Origin of the sequence: Cellulosimicrobium sp. SJTW-1, from assembly GCF_047716875.1 — a bacterium.
GTDB classification, from domain to species: domain Bacteria; phylum Actinomycetota; class Actinomycetes; order Actinomycetales; family Cellulomonadaceae; genus Cellulosimicrobium; species Cellulosimicrobium funkei.
Map to the genome: position 1 here is coordinate 274,630 of NZ_CP136680.1, position 19,637 is coordinate 294,266.

The following is a 19,637-nucleotide window of genomic DNA, read 5'->3' on the forward strand; positions in this document are numbered from 1 at the left end:
GAATGCAGTGAACGCCAGGGCGAAGAACGCCGACGGTGCCAGGACACCGATGTCGAACAAGAAGTTCCTGTGGATCTGGGTCCCCGTGCTCGCGACGGTGACCGTGCTCGTCGTCGTCGCGAACGTCGCGCTCAACGTCGCGGGCGGCTGGGTCGCGTCCCAGCTCGGGTCCGGCACCTACACGTTCACCAACTCCGAGGAGTCCTCGGGCTGGGACACCGCGTACTACACGGCCGAGCACGACAGCCAGGAGTCCGTCGACGAGGCCGCGAAGGCCCTCGTCGAGGAGATCGCGGCCGGCGGCATCGTCCTCGCGAAGAACGAGGCCGGCGCGCTGCCCCTGACGCGCGACGCCCGCGTGACCATGCTGGGCCGCGCGTCCGCGGACCCGGTGTTCGGCGGCTCGGGCTCCGGCTCGGTCGACACGAACTCGGCCGTGACCGTCCGCGGGGGCCTCGAGAACGCGGGCCTCACGGTCAACGACGAGGTCTACGCCACGATCGAGGCGTTCGCGGCGGAGAACCCGCGCGGCCACATCGAGATGGACAACCCCGACGCGTCGAGCTACACCGTCGGCGAGCTGCCCGTCGGCGACTACGAGGCGCGGTCCGGGACGTTCGCCGAGTTCGGCGACGCCGCGATCGTCACGATCGGCCGCCCCGGCGGCGAGGGCGGCGACCTCACGCGCGACATGACCGGCTGGGACGACCACGCCGAGCCCGGTCAGCACCAGCTCGAGCTGAACAAGGACGAGAAGGACCTGATCGCGCTCGCGAAGGCGAGCTTCGAGACGGTCGTCGTGGTCGTCAACGCGTCCACGACCCTGGAGCTCGGCGAGCTGCAGGCCGACCCGGAGGTCGACGCGATCCTCCTCGCGGGCTCGCCCGGCGCCACCGGCTTCAACGCCCTGGGGTCGGTCCTCACGGGCGAGGTCAACCCGTCCGGCCGCACGGTCGACGTGTGGGCCGCCGACTTCACGGCCGACCCGACGTTCGCCAACTTCGGGAGCTTCTTCTACTCGAACGTCGAGGCGTCCTACCCCGTCTCGGCGGTCGAGAAGGCGACGTCCAACGCGACCGTCACGAGCAACGCGCCGTTCGTGAACTACAGCGAGGGCATCTACGTCGGGTACCGCTACTACGAGACCGCGGCGGCCGAGGGCTTCATCGACTACGACGACGCGGTGGTCTACCCGTTCGGCTACGGCCTGAGCTACACCGACTTCACGTGGGCGGTCACGGGCACCGAGGCGGGCGACGTCGACGGGACCGTCGCGGTCACGGTCGAGGTGACGAACACGGGCACGGTCGCCGGCCGCGACGTCGTCGAGCTCTACTACTCGGCGCCGTACACGCCCGGCGGGGTCGAGAAGTCCGAGGTCGTCCTCGGCGACTTCGCCAAGACCGGGACGATCGCGCCGGGCGCGAGCGAGACGGTCACCCTCGAGCTCGCCGTCGAGGACATGGCGTCCTACGACCACCTGGGCGCGAAGGCGTACGTCCTGGAGGCGGGCGACTACACGCTCAGCCTGCGCACCGACTCCCACACCGTCGCGGCGGGCACCGAGCCGATCACCTACCCGGTCGCGTCCGACGTCGTGTACACGGGCGAGGAGCACCGCGCGTCGGACCTCGCCGAGGTGACCAACCGGTTCGACGACGTCTCCGCGCGCTTCAGCGCCGACGGCGCGGACGGCACGGTCGTCCCGATGTCCCGCGCCGACTTCGCGGGCACGTTCCCGCAGGCCCCGACGGCCGAGCAGTCGGTCGCGGACGAGGCCACCCAGGAGGGCTTCGCCGCCTGGGACCACGAGGCCGAGGCCGCCGCGTTCGACGGCGAGATGCCGGCGACGGGCGAGCGCTCCGACCTGACGCTCGTCGACCTGCGCGGCCTGCCGAAGGACGACCCGCGGTGGGAGGAGCTGCTCGACTCGCTGACGGTCGGCGACATGACGGACATGCTCCTCAACGGCGCGTACCAGACGGCCGCGATCGCCTCGATCGCCAAGCCGCAGACGGTCGAGCCGGACGGCCCGGCGGGCTTCTCGTCCTTCATCAACTCGTCGATCAACGGCGTCGCCTACCCGTCCGAGGTGCTCATCGCGCAGACGTGGGACGTCGACCTCGGCACCGCGATGGGCACGATGATCGGCGAGGAGGCCCTGCAGAAGGGGCTCAACGGCTGGTACGCGCCCGCGGTGAACCTGCACCGCTCGCCGTTCGGCGGCCGCAACTTCGAGTACTACTCGGAGGACCCGCTCCTCTCGGGCCGCATGGCCGCCGCCGTGTCGAACGGCGCGGCGAGCAAGGGCGTCTACACGATGCTCAAGCACTTCGCGCTCAACGAGCAGGAGACGAACCGCGTCGACAACGGCCCCGCGACCTGGGCGACCGAGCAGACGATCCGCGAGATCTACCTCAAGCCGTTCGAGCTCGCGATCAAGGACGTCTCCCTGGACGTCCGCTACATCGCGGACGACGAGGGCACGATCGAGGAGACGACGGTCGGGGCGCTCGGCATCATGAGCTCCTTCAACCGCATCGGCGCGACGTGGACGGGCGGCTCGAAGCCGCTCATGACGGACGTGCTGCGCGGGGAGTGGGGCTTCGAGGGCTTCGCGATCACGGACTTCAACCTGTACCCGTACATGAACCCCAACGAGGGTCTCGACGGGGGCACGGACCTGACGCTCACCTTCCAGCCGTCGAAGTCGTTCGGTGACACGACGTCCGCGAAGGCCGTCACGGACATCCGGAACGCGACCCACAACATCCTGTTCACGGTGGCCAACTCGAACGCCATGAACGGGCTCGCCCCCGGCGCGACGGTCACCTACACGCCGCCCACCTGGGTCTACGTCCAGATCGGCGTGTCGGTCCTGCTCGGGCTGCTCGTCCTGGTCGGCGCCTTCCTCGTGGTCCGGCGCGTCCGCCGGCACCGGTCGGCGGCCGAGGAGGTCGCCGCACCCGCCTCCGAGCCGGCGGTCCCCGCCGCCCGGTAGCCGGTGACGACGGGTCTCCCGGGCGGGCGACCGCCCGGGAGACCCGGCACCCGGCGCCGTCGGGCCGGTGGCGCCCACCACCGCCGGCCCGACGCCGGGGCCCGGACGGCCGTCCGGCACCGGGCCCCCGCCCCGCACGTCCGACCAGTCGCCGTCCGCGGCGCACCGCCGACGGCCGGCCCCGGCCTGCCCGGGACCGCCCCGACGCACCCCGCACGACCCCACGACCACGCAAGGAGAGCACCGTGCAGCTCCACGGCGAGACCACCGCCGCGGCCGGCGAGACGGCCGCGGCCTCGGGGCCGACGACCGCCGTCGTCCCGACCGCGAGCCTGACGCTCCTGGAGAAGGCGGCCCTGCTGACGGGGAAGACCGTGTGGGAGACGCACGACCTCCCGCGGCTCGGCGTCCGCTCCCTCTGGCTGGCGGACGGCCCGCACGGCGTCCGCAAGCAGCTCGGGGCGGCCGACCACCTCGGCATCGCGGCCTCGCAGGAGGCCACGTGCTTCCCGACGGCGGCCGCCGTGGCGAACACGTGGGACGTCGAGCTGGCCGAGCGCGTGGGCTCCGCGCTGGGCGCCGAGGCCGCGGCGCAGGACGTCGACGTGCTGCTCGGCCCGGGCCTCAACATCAAGCGGTCGCCGCTCGGCGGGCGCAACTTCGAGTACTTCTCCGAGGACCCGCTGCTCGCGGGCCGGATGGCCGCCGGCTACGTGCGCGGGATCCAGTCCCACGGCGTCGCCGCGTGCCCCAAGCACTTCGCGGTGAACTCCCAGGAGCTGCGCCGCATGGTCTCGGACTCGGTGGTCGACGAGCGCACGCTCCGGGAGGTCTACCTCTCGGCGTTCGGGATCGTCGTCGCGGAGGCCCGGCCCCGGACGGTCATGTCGTCGTACAACCTCGTCAACGGCGTCTACGCCCACGAGGACCCGTTCCTCCTCACCCAGGTCCTGCGCCGCGACTGGGGGTTCGACGGCACCGTCGTCTCCGACTGGGGCGGCTCGAACGACGTCGTCGCCGCCGCGGCGGCCGGTGGCACCCTCGAGATGCCGGCGGCCGGCCTGGGCTCGGCGCGCCGGCTCGTCGACGCCGTGCGGTCGGGCCGCCTCGATGCGGCCGACCTCGACGCGCGCGCCGAGGAGGTGCTGCGGCTCGTCGCCGCGGCCCGCGAGCCGGGCACCGCCCCGGCCGTCGACGTCGACGCCCACCACGCGCTCGCCCGCGAGGTCGCGGCGCGCTCGGCGGTGCTGCTCAAGAACGAGGACGCGCTCCTGCCGCTGGCGGCGGGGACCCGGGTCGCGGTCGTCGGCGACTTCGCGCGCACCCCGCGCTACCAGGGCTCCGGGTCGTCCGCGGTCAACCCCGCCCGCCTCGACAGCGTGCTCGACGTGATCGAGGGCTCGGGGCTCGAGCTGACGACGTTCGCCCCCGGCTTCCGTCGGGACGGCACGCCCGACGCCGGGCTGCGCGAGCAGGCGGTCGCGGCCGCGCAGGGCGCGGACGCGGTGCTGCTGTTCCTCGGCCTCGACGAGATCGCCGAGTCGGAGGGCCTGGACCGCACGACGCTCGCGCTGCACCCGGCGCAGGTCGAGGTGCTTGAGGCCGTGGCCGCGGTCAACCCCGCGACCGTCGTGGTCCTCGCGGGCGGGGGCGCGATCTCCACCCCGTGGCTCGGCGCGGCTCGCGCGCTCGTGCACGGCTACCTCGGGGGGCAGGCCGGGGCCGGGGGCGTCCTCGACGTGCTCACCGGCGCCGTCAACCCGTCGGGGCGGCTCGCCGAGACGCTGCCCGTGCGGCTCGCGGACACCCCGACTGCCGCGTCGTTCCCCGCGACCGGGCGCACCGCCGTCTACCGCGAGGGCCTGTACGTCGGCTACCGGTACTACACGAGCGCCGACGTCCCGGTCGCGTTCCCCTTCGGCTTCGGGCTGACGTACACGACGTTCGCGCACTCCGACCTCGTGGTCGACGCGGACGCGGGAGCCGTCGGGGTGACGGTCACGGTCACCAACACCGGACCCGTCGCGGGGGCGGACGTCGTGCAGGTCTACGTGCGTCGGGAGACGCCGGGCGTCCACCGCCCGGACCGCACCCTCGCGGGGTTCGCGCGCGTCGAGCTCGACCCGGGCGAGTCGCGCACGGTCACCGTCCCCCTCGGGGACGCGGCGTTCCGGCACTGGGACGTGGCGACCGGGGCGTGGCAGGTCGAGCAGGGTGCCTGGTCGGTGCTCGTCGGCTCCCACGTCGACGACCTCCCGCTGCGCGCGACGGTCGAGCTCGACGGCACGGTGCCTCCGCGCACCGAGGACGACCTGCCCGAGCCGTACCGCACCGGACGCGTCCACGACGTGTCGGACGCGCAGTTCGCGGCGCTCCTCGGCCGACCGGTCCCGACCGCGGCGTGGTCCGGGGTGCTCGGTGTGAACGACCCGCTCTCGCGCCTCGCCGACGCGCGCTCGCCCCTCGCCCGGCTCGCGTTCCGGGTCCTGTCCTGGCGGCGCGACGCGGCGGACCGCAAGGGCGCGCCGGACCTCAACGTCCTCTTCCTGCTCAACATGCCGTTCCGCGCCATCGGGAAGATGACCGGCGGCATGGTCGACGACGCGATGGTCGACGGCATCGTCCGCATCGTCAACGGCCACTTCTTCCGCGGCACCGGCGCCGTCGTGCGCGGGTTCGTCCGCAACCGCCGTGCCGACCGTCGTACCGCCCGCGCGCTGCGCGGCGACGCCTGACCCGCTCGAAAGGGAACACCCATGCTCACCCGCCTCCGCGACGCCTGGCGCCGGTTCTCCGAGAAGCGACCGGGGACCGCGCAGTTCGTCGTGTTCCTCGTGCTGAGCAACGGCATCACCGTGCTGCAGCTCGCGCTCATGCCCCTCATCAAGTGGGTCTTCGGCATGACCGCCCTGGTCGACGTCGCGTTCCAGGTCTGGCCGGTCGGGACGAACCCGGACGGGTCGACGTTCTACGTGTTCGACTACGCCGCCGGTCCGCTCCCGGGCGGTGGCGGGGGGCTGGCATACTTCCTCGCCGTGCAGATCACCTTGCTGGTGGCGCAGGTGATCAACTTCTTCGCTCAGCGCACCATCACGTTCAAGTCGAACTCGTCGGTCGCGAAGGCCGCGCTCTGGTACACCATCGCGTACGTCGTCATCTCGATCGCGGCGGCCGCCGCGCAGGGCCTGTACAAGACGCCGATCTACGAGCTGTTCATCGACACGTGGGGCCTGGGCGGCGCCGGTGAGACCCTCGCGGACTTCACGACGATGATCATCAACGCCGCGATCTCGTTCTGGGTGTTCTTCCCGATCTTCAAGGTCATCTTCAAGCAGGTGCCCGAGACTCCGGCCGCGCCGGAGGCGGAGCACGCCGGAGAGGTGCGTGCGTCGTGACCCCGCTCCTGACCGTCGTGGTCCCGGCGTTCAACGCCGAGCCGTACCTGGCGCGCGCGCTCGACTCGCTCGTCGGGTTCGGTCCCGAGGTGGAGGTGCTCGTCGTCGACGACGGTTCCACCGACGGGACGGCGGCGCTCGCCCAGGGCTACGCGGACCGGTTCCCGGGCGAGGTGCACGTACTGCGCAAGGCCAACGGCGGGCACGGGTCGGCGATCAACACCGGCCTCGACCACGCGCGCGGGGAGTACCTCAAGGTCGTGGACGCCGACGACTGGGTGGACCGCGCCGCGCTCGCCCAGGTGCTCGCGACGCTGCGCGGGTTCGTGCGCCGGTTCGTGGACGCCGGCACCCCCGGCGGGGAGCCCGTCGACCTGCTGGTGAGCAACTTCGTGTACGAGAAGGTCGGCAAGCGCGTGAAGACGGCCGTCCGGTACCGCGGCGCGCTGCCGCGCGGACGCGTCCTCACGTGGTCGCAGACCCGCCGCTTCGCCAAGCGCCAGTACATGATGATGCACGCTCTCATGTACCGGACCCAGGTGCTGCGCGACGCGGGGCTGCGGCTCCCCGAGCACACGTTCTACGTGGACAACCTGTACGCGCTGGTGCCGCTCGCGCACGTGCGCACGCTGTACTACCTCGACGTCGACCTCTACCGGTACTTCATCGGCCGCGAGGACCAGTCCGTGCACGAGGCCGTCATGCTCAAGCGCCTCGACCAGCAGCTCCGCGTCAACTGGCTCATGCTCGAGCACGTCTCGCGGACCCCGGTGACCGACCGGCGCCTGCGCCGCTACCTGCTGCACTACGTGGAGATCATCTGCGCGGTGTCGTCGATCCTGCTCGTGCGCGCGGGGACGCCCGCGTGCCTCGTGGAGAAGGAGCGGCTCTGGTCGCGCCTGCGCGCTCAGGACCCCCAGCTCTACCACCAGGTGCGCTGGTCGGGCCTCGGGCAGATCGCCAACCTCCCCGGTCCGGCGGGACGGCGCGTGACGGTCCTGGCCTACCGGGTCGCGCAGCGCGCGATCGGCTTCAGCTGACCGTCCCCGTCAGCGCGGGCCGCGGCGCTGCTTCTCGATGAGCGGCCGCAGCCGGTAGGGGATGAGCTCGCCCATCGACAGCGAGGTCTCCGTGCGCTCGACGCCGTCGATCGCGAGGATCGCGGCGTCGATGCGGAACAGGTGGTCCGTGTCGCGGCACGCGACGGTGACGCGCAGGTCCGCGGTGCCGCTGCGCCCGAACGCCTGCACGACCTCGGGGATGCGCGCGAGGTCGTCGACGATGCGCGCGAGCTCCTTCTGCCGGAGCTGCACCTCGACGAACGCCGTGAGGGGGTGTCCCAGCACGTGCGGGTCGATGCGCCGGTCGAGGTCGAGGAACGCGCCCTCGGCCTCGAGGCGTGCGAGCCGCGCGGCGACCGTGTTGCGGGAGAGCCGCAGCCGGTCGGCGAGCGCGACGATCGTGGCCCGCGGGTCGTCGGCGAGCGCGAGCAGGAGGTCGAGGTCGACAGCGTCGGCGCTGTGCATGGTGCTCACCCTAACCGAGTGACAGCGGTCACAGTGCACGGTGCGGCAGGCGTCGGTGGAGCCATGTGCGTGACGCGGGTTACGTTCCCCCTACCTCGGTCCTCGACGGAGAGGACCGGCTCCCCGAGGTGAGGTGGCGACGATGCCCAGCGAACCTGCGGTGCGGACCGGACCGACGGCGGCGACCCCGCCGAAGGCGTACGACGGTCACCGGGCGGCAACCCCGCGCGACGCACGAGCAGACCGGAAGAACGTGGTGCGCGACGTGCGCAAGGACGCGCCGCGGCAGGACCCGCCCGACCCGGGCCCCGGGTCGACGCCGACCCTGCGCGTGCTCGACGAGGACGGCACCCGCCACCGCGACCCGGACCTCGACCGGTGGCTCGCGGACCTCGACCCGACGGCGTCTGACGACGCCGCGCGCGCGTCGGCCCGGTCGACGCTGCTGCGGCTCCACACGGACATGGTCGTGGCGCGTCGCATCGACGCGGAGGCCACGGCGCTCCAGCGGCAGGGCGAGCTCGCGCTCTGGCCACCGCTCCTCGGCCAGGAGGCGGCGCAGGTCGGCTCGGCGCGCGCGCTGCGCGACGACGACTTCGTCTTCTCCTCCTACCGCGAGCACGCCGTCGCGCGTGTGCGCGGCGCGGCGCTCGTCGACCTCGTGCGCGTGTGGCGCGGCGTCGCGGTCTCCGGCTGGGACCCGTACGCGATCGGCATGGCGTCGCCGCAGGTCATCATCGGCGCCCAGGCGCTGCACGCGACGGGCTGGGCGATGGGCGTGCAGAACGACGTCGACGCCGGCCGCGTCGACGCCGCCGCCGGGCTGCCGGTCGGGGTGTCGTACTTCGGCGACGGTGCGATGAGCCAGGGCGACGTGAACGAGGCGTTCGTCTTCGCGTCCACGTACCGCTCGCCGGTGGTGTTCTTCTGCCAGAACAACCAGTGGGCCATCTCCGAGCCGGTCGCGCTCCAGTCGCGCGTCCCGCTCGCGGAGCGCGCCCGCGGGTTCGGCCTGCCGGGCGTGCGCGTCGACGGCAACGACGTCCTCGCCGTGCTCGCCGTGACCCGCGCGGCCCTCGACCGCGCCCGGCACGACGGCGGCCCCACCTTGATCGAGGCCGTCACCTACCGCATGGGCCCGCACACCACGGCCGACGACCCGAAGCGCTACCGCGACGCGGCCGAGGTGGAGGAGTGGACGCGCCGCGACCCGATCGCGCGCTTCGAGGCGTACCTGCGCGCCGTCGGGGTGCTCGACGACGCGGGCGCGGCGCACGTGCAGGAGGTCGCCGACGCGGCGGCCGCCGAGCTGCGCGCCGGGTGCGTCGCGCTCACCGACCCGCCGCCGCTCTCGCTCTTCGACCACGTCTACGCGGAGCCGCACCACGCGCTGGACCGCGAGCGCGCGGAGTACGCGCACTATCTCGCCGGCTTCGACGGGGAGGAGGCGCGATGACGACCCTCACGCTCGCGAAGGCGCTCGGCGCCGGGCTGCACCGCGCGATGACGGACGACGACCGCGTGGTCGTCATGGGCGAGGACGTCGGCCGCCTGGGCGGCGTCTACCGCGTGACGGACGGGCTCCAGGCGGAGTTCGGACCGCGGCGCGTGCTCGACACCCCGCTCGCGGAGTCCGGGATCATCGGGACGGCCGTCGGGCTCGCGTACCGCGGCTACCGGCCGGTGTGCGAGATCCAGTTCGACGGCTTCGTGTTCGTCGCGTTCGACCAGATCCTGTCCCAGCTCGCGAAGATGCACGCCCGCACCGGCGGCAAGGTGCGCCTGCCGATCACGATCCGCATCCCCGTGGGCGGCGGCATCGGCGCGGCCGAGCACCACTCGGAGTCGCCCGAGGCGCTGTTCGCGCACACGGCCGGGCTGCGCGTCGTGTCGGTCGCGAACCCCCAGGACGCGTACACCGTGCTCCGCCAGGCCGTCGCGTGCGACGACCCGGTGATCTTCTTCGAGCCCAAGCGGCGCTACCACCTCAAGGGCGAGGTCGACCTCGACCCCGTCGACCCGCCGCCCATGGACCGGGCCCGCGTCGTGCGCGAGGGCCACGACGTCACGCTCGTCACCTGGGGCGGCCTCGTCGGGACCGCGCTCGACGCCGCCGTCGCCGCGTCGGACGACGGCGTGTCCGTCGAGGTGGTCGACCTGCGCTCGCTGTCGCCGATCGACCACGACACCGTCGCGGCGTCGGTCCGCAAGACCGGGCGGGTCGTCGTTACGCACGAGGCCCCGCGCCAGGCCGGGCTCGGCGCGGAGATCGCCGCGACCGTGACGGACCGCTGCTTCGAGTACCTCGAGGCCCCGCCCGTGCGGGTCACGGGCCACGGCATGCCGTACCCGCCCGCGAAGCTCGAGGGCCACTACCTGCCCGACCTCGACCGCATCCTCGACGGCGTCGACCGCGTCCTGGGGCGCGTCGAGCCGTTCGTGCCGTCGTCCGGGCGTCCCGTCGCGGAGGTGGCCCGATGACGGCCCTGCGCGAGTTCCGCCTCCCCGACCTGGGCGAGGGTCTCACCGAGTCCGACATCGTCAGCTGGCACGTCCACGCGGGCGACCGCGTCGAGCTCAACCAGGTCATCGCGGAGGTCGAGACCGCGAAGGCCCTCGTCGACCTCCCGTCCCCGTACGCGGGCGTCGTCGCGTCCCTCCACGCCGAGGAGGGCCAGACGGTGAGCGTCGGCGAGCCGCTGGTCACCTTCGAGGTCGACGACGGCGCGGCCCCCGCGTCCGGCGGCGGTGCCGCCCCGGTGGCGGACGGCGCCGCGGCGCCCGGGTCCGCCGAGGTCCCGGCCCGGGTGCCCGACGCCGTCCCCGCCCTGGTCGGGGCGGTCGCCGGGGTGGGAGCCGCCCCGACGGGAGGCCTGTCCGACGGCCCGGCCCGCTCCTCGGGCGGTGACCCGGCCGCCACCCTGGCAGACCCCGCCGACGCACCCGAGCCGAACCTCGTCGGCTACGGGGCCCGACCCGACCGGGTCGGGCGGCCCGCGCGTCGACCCCGGCGGGCGGCGACTGAGACCCAGGTTTCACGGCCCGACGTCGCCGAGGCGCCCCGCCGCACCACCGTGACCGGCGAGCGGCCCCGGTCGACGCCGCCGGTGCGCGCGCTCGCGAAGAAGCTCGGCGTGCGGATCGACCGCGTCGAGGGCTCCGGCCGCGACGGGCTCATCACGCGCGAGGACGTCCTCGCGGCGGTGAGCTGCCACCGCGACGTCGCACGCCGACCGCGCGACGAGCACCACGCGCACCCTGCGACGTCCGCCGGCCCGGGGGCACCGAGCGGCGAGAAGCGAGAAGTGGCCCCTCCGGACCGCGGCCGAGGGGCCACTTCTCCCCTCTCGGCGCCGGGCGCGGTGACGGGCGTGGCCGCCGACCGCGCGGCCGGCCTCGAGGCGGAGGTCGTGCCCGTGCGGGGCGTGCGCAAGCACACCGCGGCGGCGATGGTGGCGAGCGCGTTCACGGCGCCCCACGCGACGGTGTTCCTCACCGTGGACGTGACGCGGAGCGTCGAGCTCCTGGAGCGGCTGCGCACCCACCGCCTCGTGCGCGGCGCGCGGATCACCGTGCTGGCGCTCGCGGCCCGCGCGCTGTGCCTCGTGCTGCCGCGCCACCCCGCGCTCAACAGCGCGTGGCGCGACCTCCCCGACGGCTCGGCAGAGATCGTGCGGTACCGGCGGGTGCACCTGGGGATCGCGGTCGCGACCGACCGGGGGCTCGTCGTGCCGCACGTGCCCGACGCGCAGGCGCTCGACCTGCCCGACCTCGCGGTCGCGCTGACCGACCTCACGACCACCGCGCGCGACGGCCGCACGACGCCCGAGCGCCTGACCGGCGGGACGATCTCGATCACCAACGTCGGGGTGTTCGGCGTCGACGCGGGCACCCCGATCCTCGTCCCCGGCGAGGCGGCGATCCTCGGCCTGGGGGCGGTGCGGCGTCGGCCCTGGGAGCACGACGGCGAGGTCGCGCTGCGCGACGTCGTCACGCTCAGCCTGTCGTTCGACCACCGCGTGGTCGACGGCGAGCAGGGCGCGCGCTTCCTCGCCGACCTGGGTGCCCTGCTGGAGGACCCGGCGCTCGCGCTCCTCGCCGGGAGCCGGCAGGAGGTGGTCGCGTGACCGTCCTGACGAGCGCCGTCGAGCCCGGGTCGGACGCGGCTCGGGCGAACGACGCCGCGCAGCGCGGGCTCGCTCAGGAGCTGCGCGAGCGCACGGCGGACGTCGCGCGCGGCGGCCCGGCGTCGGCGCGCGACCGGCACGTGGCGCGCGGCAAGCTGCTCCCGCGCGACCGCGTCGACCGGCTGCTCGACGAGGGCAGCCCGTTCCTGGAGATCGCGCCGCTCGCCGGGTACGGCGTGGACGACGGCGCGTGGCCGGCCGCGGGCGTCGTCGCCGGGATCGGCGTCGTGAGCGGGCGGCAGGTCATGGTCGTCTGCAACGACGCGACCGTGAAGGGCGGCACGTACCACCCGCTCACGGTGAAGAAGCACCTGCGGGCGCAGGAGATCGCGCTGGAGAACCGGCTGCCGTGCGTCTACCTGGTCGACTCGGGCGGCGCGTTCCTGCCCCGGCAGGCCGAGGTGTTCCCGGACCGCGACCACTTCGGCCGGATCTTCTACCACCAGGCGCGCCTCTCGGCGGCGGGGATCCCGCAGATCTCCGCGGTGCTCGGGTCGTGCACCGCGGGCGGCGCCTACGTGCCCGCGATGAGCGACGAGACCGTCATCGTGCGCGGGCAGGGCACCATCTTCCTCGGCGGGCCGCCGCTCGTGAAGGCGGCGATCGGCGAGGTCGTCACGGCCGAGGAGCTCGGCGGCGGCGAGCTGCACGCGCGCCGCAGCGGCGTCGTCGACCACCTCGCCGACGACGACGAGGACGCGCTCGACACCGTGCGGCGCATCGTCGCGACGCTCCCGCCCGACCCGGAACCCGCGTGGGACGTCGCGACCAGCGAGCCTCCCCGCGTCGCGGGTGCCGCCGTACAGGACCCGGGGGAGGATCTGTACGCCGCCGTCCCGGCCGACGTCCAGGCCCCCTACGACCCGCGCGAGGTCATCGCCCGGCTCGTCGACGGGAGCCGGTTCGACGAGTTCAAGCGCGAGTACGGCGACACGCTCGTCACGGGCTTCGCGCGCATCCACGGGCACCCGGTGGGGATCCTCGCGAACCAGGGCGTGCTGTTCTCGGCGTCCGCGCTCAAGGGGGCGCACTTCGTCGAGCTGTGCGACCAGCGCGGCATCCCGCTGCTGTTCCTGCAGAACATCTCCGGCTTCATGGTCGGCACCGACGCCGAGGCGGGCGGGATCGCGAAGGACGGCGCCAAGATGGTCACGGCCGTCGCGACGACGCGCGTCCCCAAGCTCACGGTGATCGTCGGCGGGTCGTTCGGGGCGGGGAACTACTCGATGTGCGGGCGCGCGTACTCGCCGCGCTTCCTGTGGTCGTGGCCCGCGAGCCGCATCTCCGTGATGGGCGGCCCGCAGGCCGCGTCGGTGCTGTCGACCGTCAAGCGCGACCAGCTCGCGGCGCGCGGCGAGACGTGGGACCCCGACGAGGAGGCCGCGTTCTCCGCCGGCATCCGCGCCGACTACGACGAGCACGGCAGCCCCTACTACGCGACCGCGCGGCTGTGGGACGACGGCGTGATCGACCCCGCCGACACGCGCCGCGTGCTCGGCCTCGCCCTCGGCGTGTGCGCGCGCACGCCCCTCGCCGAGACCTGGACCGGTGACCGGTTCGGCCTCTTCCGGATGTGAGCCGATGACCTCCCGCACCTTCCTCGACGCGACCGCCCACCCGTCCGGCGGGACTGGCTTCCGCACGGTCCTCGTCGCGAACCGCGGTGAGATCGCGTGCCGCGTGATCGGCACGCTGCGCCGCCTCGGCGTGCGGTCCGTCGCCGTCTTCTCCGACGCCGACGCCGACGCGCGCCACGTGCGCGAGGCCGACGTCGCGGTCCGGCTCGGGCCCGCGCCCGCGACGCAGAGCTACCTCGACGTCGACGCCGTCGTAGCCGCGGCGGTCGCGACCGGGGCCGAGGCGGTCCACCCCGGCTACGGCTTCCTCTCGGAGAACCCGGCGCTCGCCCGGGCGTGCGAGCGCGCGGGGATCGCGTTCGTCGGGCCGGGCGTCGACGCGCTCGAGGCGATGGCCGACAAGCTCGCCGCGAAGAGCATCGTCGGCGCGCGGGGCGTGCCCGTCGTGCCGGGGGCGGGCGAGCCCGGGATGTCCGACGACGACCTCCTCGCCGCCGCGGACGCCGTCGGGTTCCCGCTGCTCGTCAAACCGTCCGCCGGGGGCGGGGGCAAGGGCATGGTCGTCGTGCGCGCGGAGGCCGACCTGCCCGGCGCCCTCGCGTCCGCGCGCCGGGTCGCCGCGTCGTCGTTCGGCGACGACACGCTCCTGCTCGAACGCCTCGTCGAGGCGCCGCGCCACATCGAGGTGCAGGTGCTCGCGGACACGCACGGGACCGTGGTCCACCTCGGCGAGCGCGAGTGCTCGCTCCAGCGCCGCCACCAGAAGGTCGTCGAGGAAGCGCCGTCGCCGCTCCTCACCGCGGAGCAGCGCGCCCGCATGGGCGAGGCCGCGTGCGAGGTCGCGCGGTCCGTCGGGTACGTCGGTGCCGGGACGGTCGAGTTCCTCGTCCCCGCCGCGAGCCCGGACGAGTTCTTCTTCATCGAGATGAACACGCGCCTCCAGGTGGAGCACCCCGTGACCGAGATGGTCACCGGCCTCGACCTCGTCGCGCTCCAGCTCCGCGTCGCGGCGGGCGAGCCGCTGGGCCTGGCGCAGAGCGACGTCGTGCTCCGCGGCCACGCCGTCGAGGCGCGCCTCTACGCCGAGTCGCCCGAGCGCGGTTTCCTCCCGGCCACCGGGTCGGTCCGGGTCTACGACGACGGCGACGCCCCTGCCGGGCCCGGCGCCTCGCCGCTGCGCCTGGACTCCGGCATCTGCGCAGGCTCGGTGGTCGGCGGTCACTACGACCCGATGCTCGCCAAGGCGGTGGCGTGGGGAGAGACGCGCGACGAGGCCGTGGAGCGCCTCGACGGCCTGCTCGCGCGGACGGTCGTGCTGGGTGTCGAGACGAACACGGCGTTCCTGCGGTCTCTCCTCGCGGACGACGACGTCCGTGCGGGCCGGCTCGACACCGGCCTGATCGACCGTCTGGTCTCCGCCGGTTCCGGGATGGCCGGGTCCGGCGAGGGGCCGGGGGGTGCGCGCGCCGTCTACCCTCCGCGCCCTCGTTCCTCGGGCGCTCCCGCCAGGCCCGACCACGACGGCGCGCACACCCCCCGCCCCCTCGCCTCGGAGGTCGGCTCGCCGTCCGACGGCCCGGACTGGGTCGACCTCGTCGCCGCAGCCCTGTTCCTCGTCGAGCAGGTGGTTGTGGCTCGTCCGGGGGGCGGGACGGGCCATGACCGCCTGCTCGACGTCGGAGTGGCTGCCGACGGCGATCCCTGGCGGGTGGGGGACGGGTGGCGGCTCAACGGGGACGCGGCGGCGCGGCGGGTCCTGCTCGTCGATGCCGGCGGGGGCGCGCACGAGGTGCGGGTGTCCGGGGTGGTGGGGGACGCCGTCGTGCACGTGCCGGCACCCGACGACGGCGCGTGGCCCGGCTCGACGACGCACGCGGTGCGGGCGTCGCTCGCCCGGGACCCCGGGGCCGACGGCGCGTGGTGGCTCACCCTGGACGGTGTCCGGGAGCGCGTGCGGCTCGCCCTCGACGCACCCCCCGCCGACGGCGAGCCCGCGACGGTCTGGGTGTGGCGCGACGGGCGGACCGTCGCCCTGGCCGCCCCGGACCGGGAGCAGCGCGCCGCCCGGGCGCGGGCCGACCGCCGTCGGGCACGGTGTGACGCGCCCGGCGCGACCGACCCCGAGGTGCGCGCCGCGATGCCCGGCACGGTCGTCACGGCCGCCGCGGACGGCGAGCCCGTCACCGCCGGGGACGTCCTCGTCACCGTCGAGGCCATGAAGATGGAGCACCCGCTCCTCGCCCCGCACGACGGCGTCGCCGACGTGCGCGTGCGCCCCGGCGACCTCGTGCGCCGGGACCAGGTGGTCGCCGTCGTCCACCCTCACGACTCCGGTGCGGCACAACCCGCCGCTCCGGTCCCGCAACCCGACACCCAGGGAGCATCATGATCGAGGCCGACGTCCTGCTCGACGACGAGCAGCGGAAGCTCAGCCAGGTGGTGCGCGACTTCGCGGACAGCGTCGTCGCCCCCGCCGCCTACCGCTACGACACCGAACGCCGCCTGCCGATGGAGATCATCGCGCAGATGGGGGAGCTCGGGCTGTTCGGGCTGCCGTTCCCGCGCGACGTCGGCGGCCAGGGCCAGGACTACGTGTCGCTGTGCCTCGCCGTCGAGGCGCTCGCGCGCGTCGACCAGTCGATCGCGGTGACGCTCGAGGCCGGGGTCGGGCTCGGGATCGTCCCGCTCTACCGGCACGGGTCGCGCGAGCAGCAGGAGCGGTGGCTGCCCGACCTGCTGGCCGGGCGGGCGCTCGCGGCGTTCGGGCTCACCGAGGCCGGCGCCGGGTCCGACGCAGGCGGCACCCGCACGACCGCGCGGCTCGACGGCGACGAGTGGGTGATCGACGGGTCCAAGCAGTTCATCACCAACTCGGGGACGCCCATCACGAGCCTCGTGACGATCACCGCCGTCACGGGCGAGACGGTCGGCCCGGAGGGCGAGGTGCGCAAGGAGCTGTCGAGCATCATCGTCCCCGCGGGGACGCCCGGGCTCGAGGTCGGGCCGTCGTACGACAAGGTCGGCTGGCACACCTCGGACACGCACCCCCTCACGCTGACCGACGTCCGCGTGCCCGCCGGGAACCTGCTCGGCGAGCGCGGCCGCGGCTACGCGAACTTCCTCCGCGCGCTCGACGAGGGCCGCATCGCGTTCGCCGCCCTCGCGACCGGCGCCGCGCAGGGCTGCCTCGAGGAGGCGCTGCGGTACGCGCGCGAGCGCGTCGTGTTCGGTCGGTCGATCGGGGAGAACCAGCACGTCGCGTTCACGCTCGCCCGCATGCAGGCGCGCGTCCACACCGCGCGCCTCGCGTGGCTCGACGCCGCGCAGAAGCTCGTGCGCGGCAAGCCGTTCAAGGCGGAGGCGTCGGTCGCGAAGCTCGTGGGCGGCGAGGCCGCCATGGCGAACGCGCGCGACGCCTCGCAGATCTTCGGCGGCTACGGGTTCCTCAACGAGAACCCCGTCGCACGGCACTACCGCGACGCGAAGGTGCTCGAGGTCGGCGAGGGCACGACCGAGGTGCAGCTCATGGTCATCGCGAGGAGCCTGGGACTGGACGGCTAGCGCGGGACCGACGCCGACCACGAGGTTGCTGTCGCTCTCACGGTCATCCCGACAGCAACCTCGTGGTCGGCGGCTCGCGCCGTCAGGGACGAGGGGAGGAGCAGCATGCGCGAGGTGGTCCAGCGGGGCCTGTACTACGACGAGCTCGAGACCGGGGTGGTGTACCGCCACCGGCCCGGCCGCACGCTCACGGAGGCGGACGACGTCGTCTTCTCCACGCTCACGATGAACCACCAGGCGCTGCACCTCGACGCCGCGTGGGCCGCGACCCAGCCGTTCGGGCAGCGGCTCGTCAACTCGATGATGACGCTGTCGACGCTCGTCGGGCTCTCCGTCGGGCAGGTCACGCAGGGCACGATCGTCGCGAACCTCGGGTTCCGCGAGGTCGAGTTCCCGAAGCCGCTGTTCCACGGCGACACCCTCTACGCCGAGACGGAGGTCGTGGAGAAGCGGCTCTCCGCGTCGCGGCCGGGGCAGGGCGTCGTGACCCTCGAGCACCGCGGCCTCAACCAGGACGGCGTGCTCGTCGCACGCGCCGTCCGCACCGCGCTCTTCTGGACGCGCGCCGCCCACGAGGCGGCGTCCGCGGCCGTGCCCGACGACGCCCGGTCCCCCGGGGCGTCCACCGGACCCGGGGCTGTGGGCACGGTGGGTACCGATCCCGCTGACACCCCCGGGCCCGGCGCCGGGCACGACGACGGCCCCGGGCTCGGCGAGCACGCGGCGGGGGTGCACGAGCCCGTGCTCGAGCGCGGCGACGAGGAGAGCGCGTGGTGACCGACGGCGTCGGGCACCGCGCCGCCTCCCCGCCAGGGTTCGGGCTCGGGCCCGCGCTGCTGTTCTGCCCCGGCGACCGGCCCGACCGGTTCGCCAAGGCCGCGGACCGCGCGGACGCCGTGATCCTCGACCTCGAGGACGCCGTCGCCCCGCGCGCCAAGTACGCCGCGCGGCGTGCCGTCGTCGAGGCGTCCGCGACGCTCGACCCGGCGCGCACCGTCGTGCGCGTGAACCCCGTCGGGACGCCCGAGCACGCGCTCGACGTGGCGGCGCTCGCGGACACGCGCCTGCGCACGGTCATGGTCGCCAAGGCCGGGCCGGAGCTGCTCGTGTCGCTCGGCGGGCTCGCGACGACGCTCCCCGGGGTGCGACTGCTCGCGCTGTGCGAGACGGCGGCCGGCGTCCTCGCGGCGCCGGAGCTCGCCCGCAGGCCCGAGGTCGTCGCGCTGATGTGGGGCGCGGAGGACCTCGTCGCCTCCCTCGGGGGGACGTCGAGCCGCCGGCCCGACGGCACGTACCGCGACGTCGCGCGGCACGCCCGCGCCGCGGTGCTGCTCGCGGCCGGTGCGGCGGGGAAGGCCGCGGTCGACGCGGTGCACCTCGACGTGGGTGACCTCGACGGGCTGCGTGCCGAGGCCGAGGACGCCGCCGCGTCGGGGTTCGCCGCGACGGCGTGCATCCACCCGAGCCACGTCCCCGTGATCCGCGCCGCCTACGCACCGACCGCCGAGCAGGTGGCCGACGCCCGCGCGCTGCTCGACGCCGCGGCCGCGAACCCGGGCGGCGCGGGCGCCGTCTTCACGTTCGAGGGCCGCATGGTCGACGAGCCGGTCCTCCGGCACGCACGGGCGGTCCTCGACCGGGTGGTTCTCGACCGGGCGCCGTCGGACGGATGAGCGCGAGGATCTCGCGCTCGCGGGCCCGGCCGACGGCGCCTCGTCGCGGCCGACCGGACAAATACCCCGCTCCGCCCGTTCCGCTTGCGGGCTCGGGCATCGTATGGTCACTCGCGTGAACGTCTACGTCGTCCTGTCCCGCAGTCGTACGGTCCTGTCCCGGACGATCGCGCTGGCGACGCGCGACGAGTTCACGCACTCCTCCCTGGCGCTCGACCAGGGGCTCGACCTCATGTTCAGCTTCGGCCGACGCCGGGCGGGCAACCCGTTCGTCGGCTGCTTCCGGCGCGAGCGGTTCGACGACGGCCTGTACCGCGGCATGGACGTCGTGCCGGGGGTCGTGCTCGCGGTGCCCGTGACCCCCGAGCAGCACGAGGCGATCCGCGTCCGGATCACCGAGTTCCTGCTCGACTCGCACGCGTTCTCGTACAACGTGCGCGGCCTCGTCGGCGCGCGGTTCGGCCGCGGGCACGAGGCCGAGGACCGGTTCTTCTGCTCGGAGTTCGTCTACCACGTGCTGCACGGCGCGGGCGTGTGGGACCTCGGGGTCGAGCGGTGGCAGGTGCGGCCTCAGACGCTGCTCGACCTGCCGGGTCGCGTCGTCTTCCGTGGGGACCTCAAGGACTACGTCGCCGCGCACCGCACGCTCGAGACGCTGCCGTCGCTGACGTTCGCCCCTGCCCGGGAGCGCGTGCCCGGCTGATCGCCGGGGCGCGC

The 19,637-nt window shown here is 74.4% G+C and carries 13 protein-coding genes and 1 pseudogene; 13 read left to right on the plus strand and 1 reads right to left on the minus strand.

Annotated features, from left to right (window positions below; all coding sequences use genetic code 11):
* Positions 1 to 7: 7 nt before the first annotated feature.
* The 4 genes from RSE42_RS01355 to RSE42_RS01370 all read left to right on the plus strand — a co-directional run bounded on the left by RSE42_RS01355 (position 8) and on the right by RSE42_RS01370 (position 7,436).
* Positions 8 to 3,001, plus strand: a complete 2,994-nt coding sequence (locus RSE42_RS01355; RefSeq protein WP_232322645.1) for a glycoside hydrolase family 3 C-terminal domain-containing protein — start codon at positions 8 to 10, stop codon at positions 2,999 to 3,001.
* A gap of 245 nt (positions 3,002 to 3,246) precedes the next feature.
* On the plus strand, positions 3,247 to 5,736 hold the full coding sequence (locus RSE42_RS01360) for a glycoside hydrolase family 3 C-terminal domain-containing protein (protein WP_415297684.1): 2,490 nt from the start codon (positions 3,247 to 3,249) through the stop codon (positions 5,734 to 5,736).
* A gap of 21 nt (positions 5,737 to 5,757) precedes the next feature.
* Positions 5,758 to 6,396 carry a hypothetical protein gene (locus tag RSE42_RS01365; protein WP_043658912.1) on the plus strand — a complete coding sequence of 213 codons (639 nt, stop codon included), beginning with the start codon at positions 5,758 to 5,760 and terminating at the stop codon, positions 6,394 to 6,396.
* Positions 6,393 to 7,436: a glycosyltransferase family 2 protein gene (locus RSE42_RS01370; protein ID WP_043658914.1), complete on the plus strand. Its 1,044-nt coding sequence runs from the start codon at positions 6,393 to 6,395 to the stop codon at positions 7,434 to 7,436. Before RSE42_RS01365 ends, RSE42_RS01370 begins: the two co-directional genes overlap by 4 nt.
* A 9-nt stretch (positions 7,437 to 7,445) precedes the next feature.
* Here the strand turns inward: RSE42_RS01370 and RSE42_RS01375 are convergent, their stop codons facing one another.
* Positions 7,446 to 7,922, minus strand: coding sequence for an Lrp/AsnC family transcriptional regulator (locus RSE42_RS01375; RefSeq protein ID WP_021482549.1), 477 nt, complete (start codon positions 7,920 to 7,922; stop codon positions 7,446 to 7,448).
* Between the two features lie 142 nt (positions 7,923 to 8,064).
* Here RSE42_RS01375 and RSE42_RS01380 point away from each other — a divergent pair, with 142 nt between their 5' ends.
* From RSE42_RS01380 to RSE42_RS01420, 9 genes and pseudogenes are all read left to right on the plus strand, one after another.
* Positions 8,065 to 9,378: a thiamine pyrophosphate-dependent dehydrogenase E1 component subunit alpha gene (locus RSE42_RS01380; protein ID WP_415297685.1), complete on the plus strand. Its 1,314-nt coding sequence runs from the start codon at positions 8,065 to 8,067 to the stop codon at positions 9,376 to 9,378.
* Positions 9,375 to 10,403 carry an alpha-ketoacid dehydrogenase subunit beta gene (locus RSE42_RS01385; protein WP_021483500.1) on the plus strand — a complete coding sequence of 343 codons (1,029 nt, stop codon included), beginning with the start codon at positions 9,375 to 9,377 and terminating at the stop codon, positions 10,401 to 10,403. Before RSE42_RS01380 ends, RSE42_RS01385 begins: the two co-directional genes overlap by 4 nt.
* A complete protein-coding gene (locus RSE42_RS01390) occupies positions 10,400 to 12,049 on the plus strand; it encodes a dihydrolipoamide acetyltransferase family protein (RefSeq protein WP_415297686.1) in 1,650 nt (549 codons plus the stop codon). Before RSE42_RS01385 ends, RSE42_RS01390 begins: the two co-directional genes overlap by 4 nt.
* Positions 12,046 to 13,686, plus strand: a complete 1,641-nt coding sequence (locus RSE42_RS01395; RefSeq protein WP_137279916.1) for a carboxyl transferase domain-containing protein — start codon at positions 12,046 to 12,048, stop codon at positions 13,684 to 13,686. Before RSE42_RS01390 ends, RSE42_RS01395 begins: the two co-directional genes overlap by 4 nt.
* Before the next feature lie 4 nt (positions 13,687 to 13,690).
* Entirely contained in the window at positions 13,691 to 16,075 is a 2,385-nt protein-coding gene (locus RSE42_RS01400; protein WP_415297687.1) for a biotin carboxylase N-terminal domain-containing protein, read from the plus strand.
* The gene (locus RSE42_RS01405; RefSeq protein ID WP_034654689.1) at positions 16,072 to 17,247 is read left to right on the plus strand and encodes an acyl-CoA dehydrogenase family protein; all 1,176 of its coding nucleotides are present in this window, start codon (positions 16,072 to 16,074) and stop codon (positions 17,245 to 17,247) included. Before RSE42_RS01400 ends, RSE42_RS01405 begins: the two co-directional genes overlap by 4 nt.
* A 105-nt stretch (positions 17,248 to 17,352) precedes the next feature.
* Positions 17,353 to 17,841 (plus strand): annotated as a pseudogene (locus RSE42_RS01410) (MaoC family dehydratase); the annotation flags it as partial.
* A 176-nt stretch (positions 17,842 to 18,017) separates the two neighbouring features.
* Positions 18,018 to 18,920, plus strand: coding sequence for an HpcH/HpaI aldolase/citrate lyase family protein (locus RSE42_RS01415; RefSeq protein ID WP_415297688.1), 903 nt, complete (start codon positions 18,018 to 18,020; stop codon positions 18,918 to 18,920).
* Between the two features lie 115 nt (positions 18,921 to 19,035).
* A complete protein-coding gene (locus RSE42_RS01420) occupies positions 19,036 to 19,623 on the plus strand; it encodes a hypothetical protein (protein WP_051028391.1) in 588 nt (195 codons plus the stop codon).
* Positions 19,624 to 19,637 lie beyond the last annotated feature (14 nt).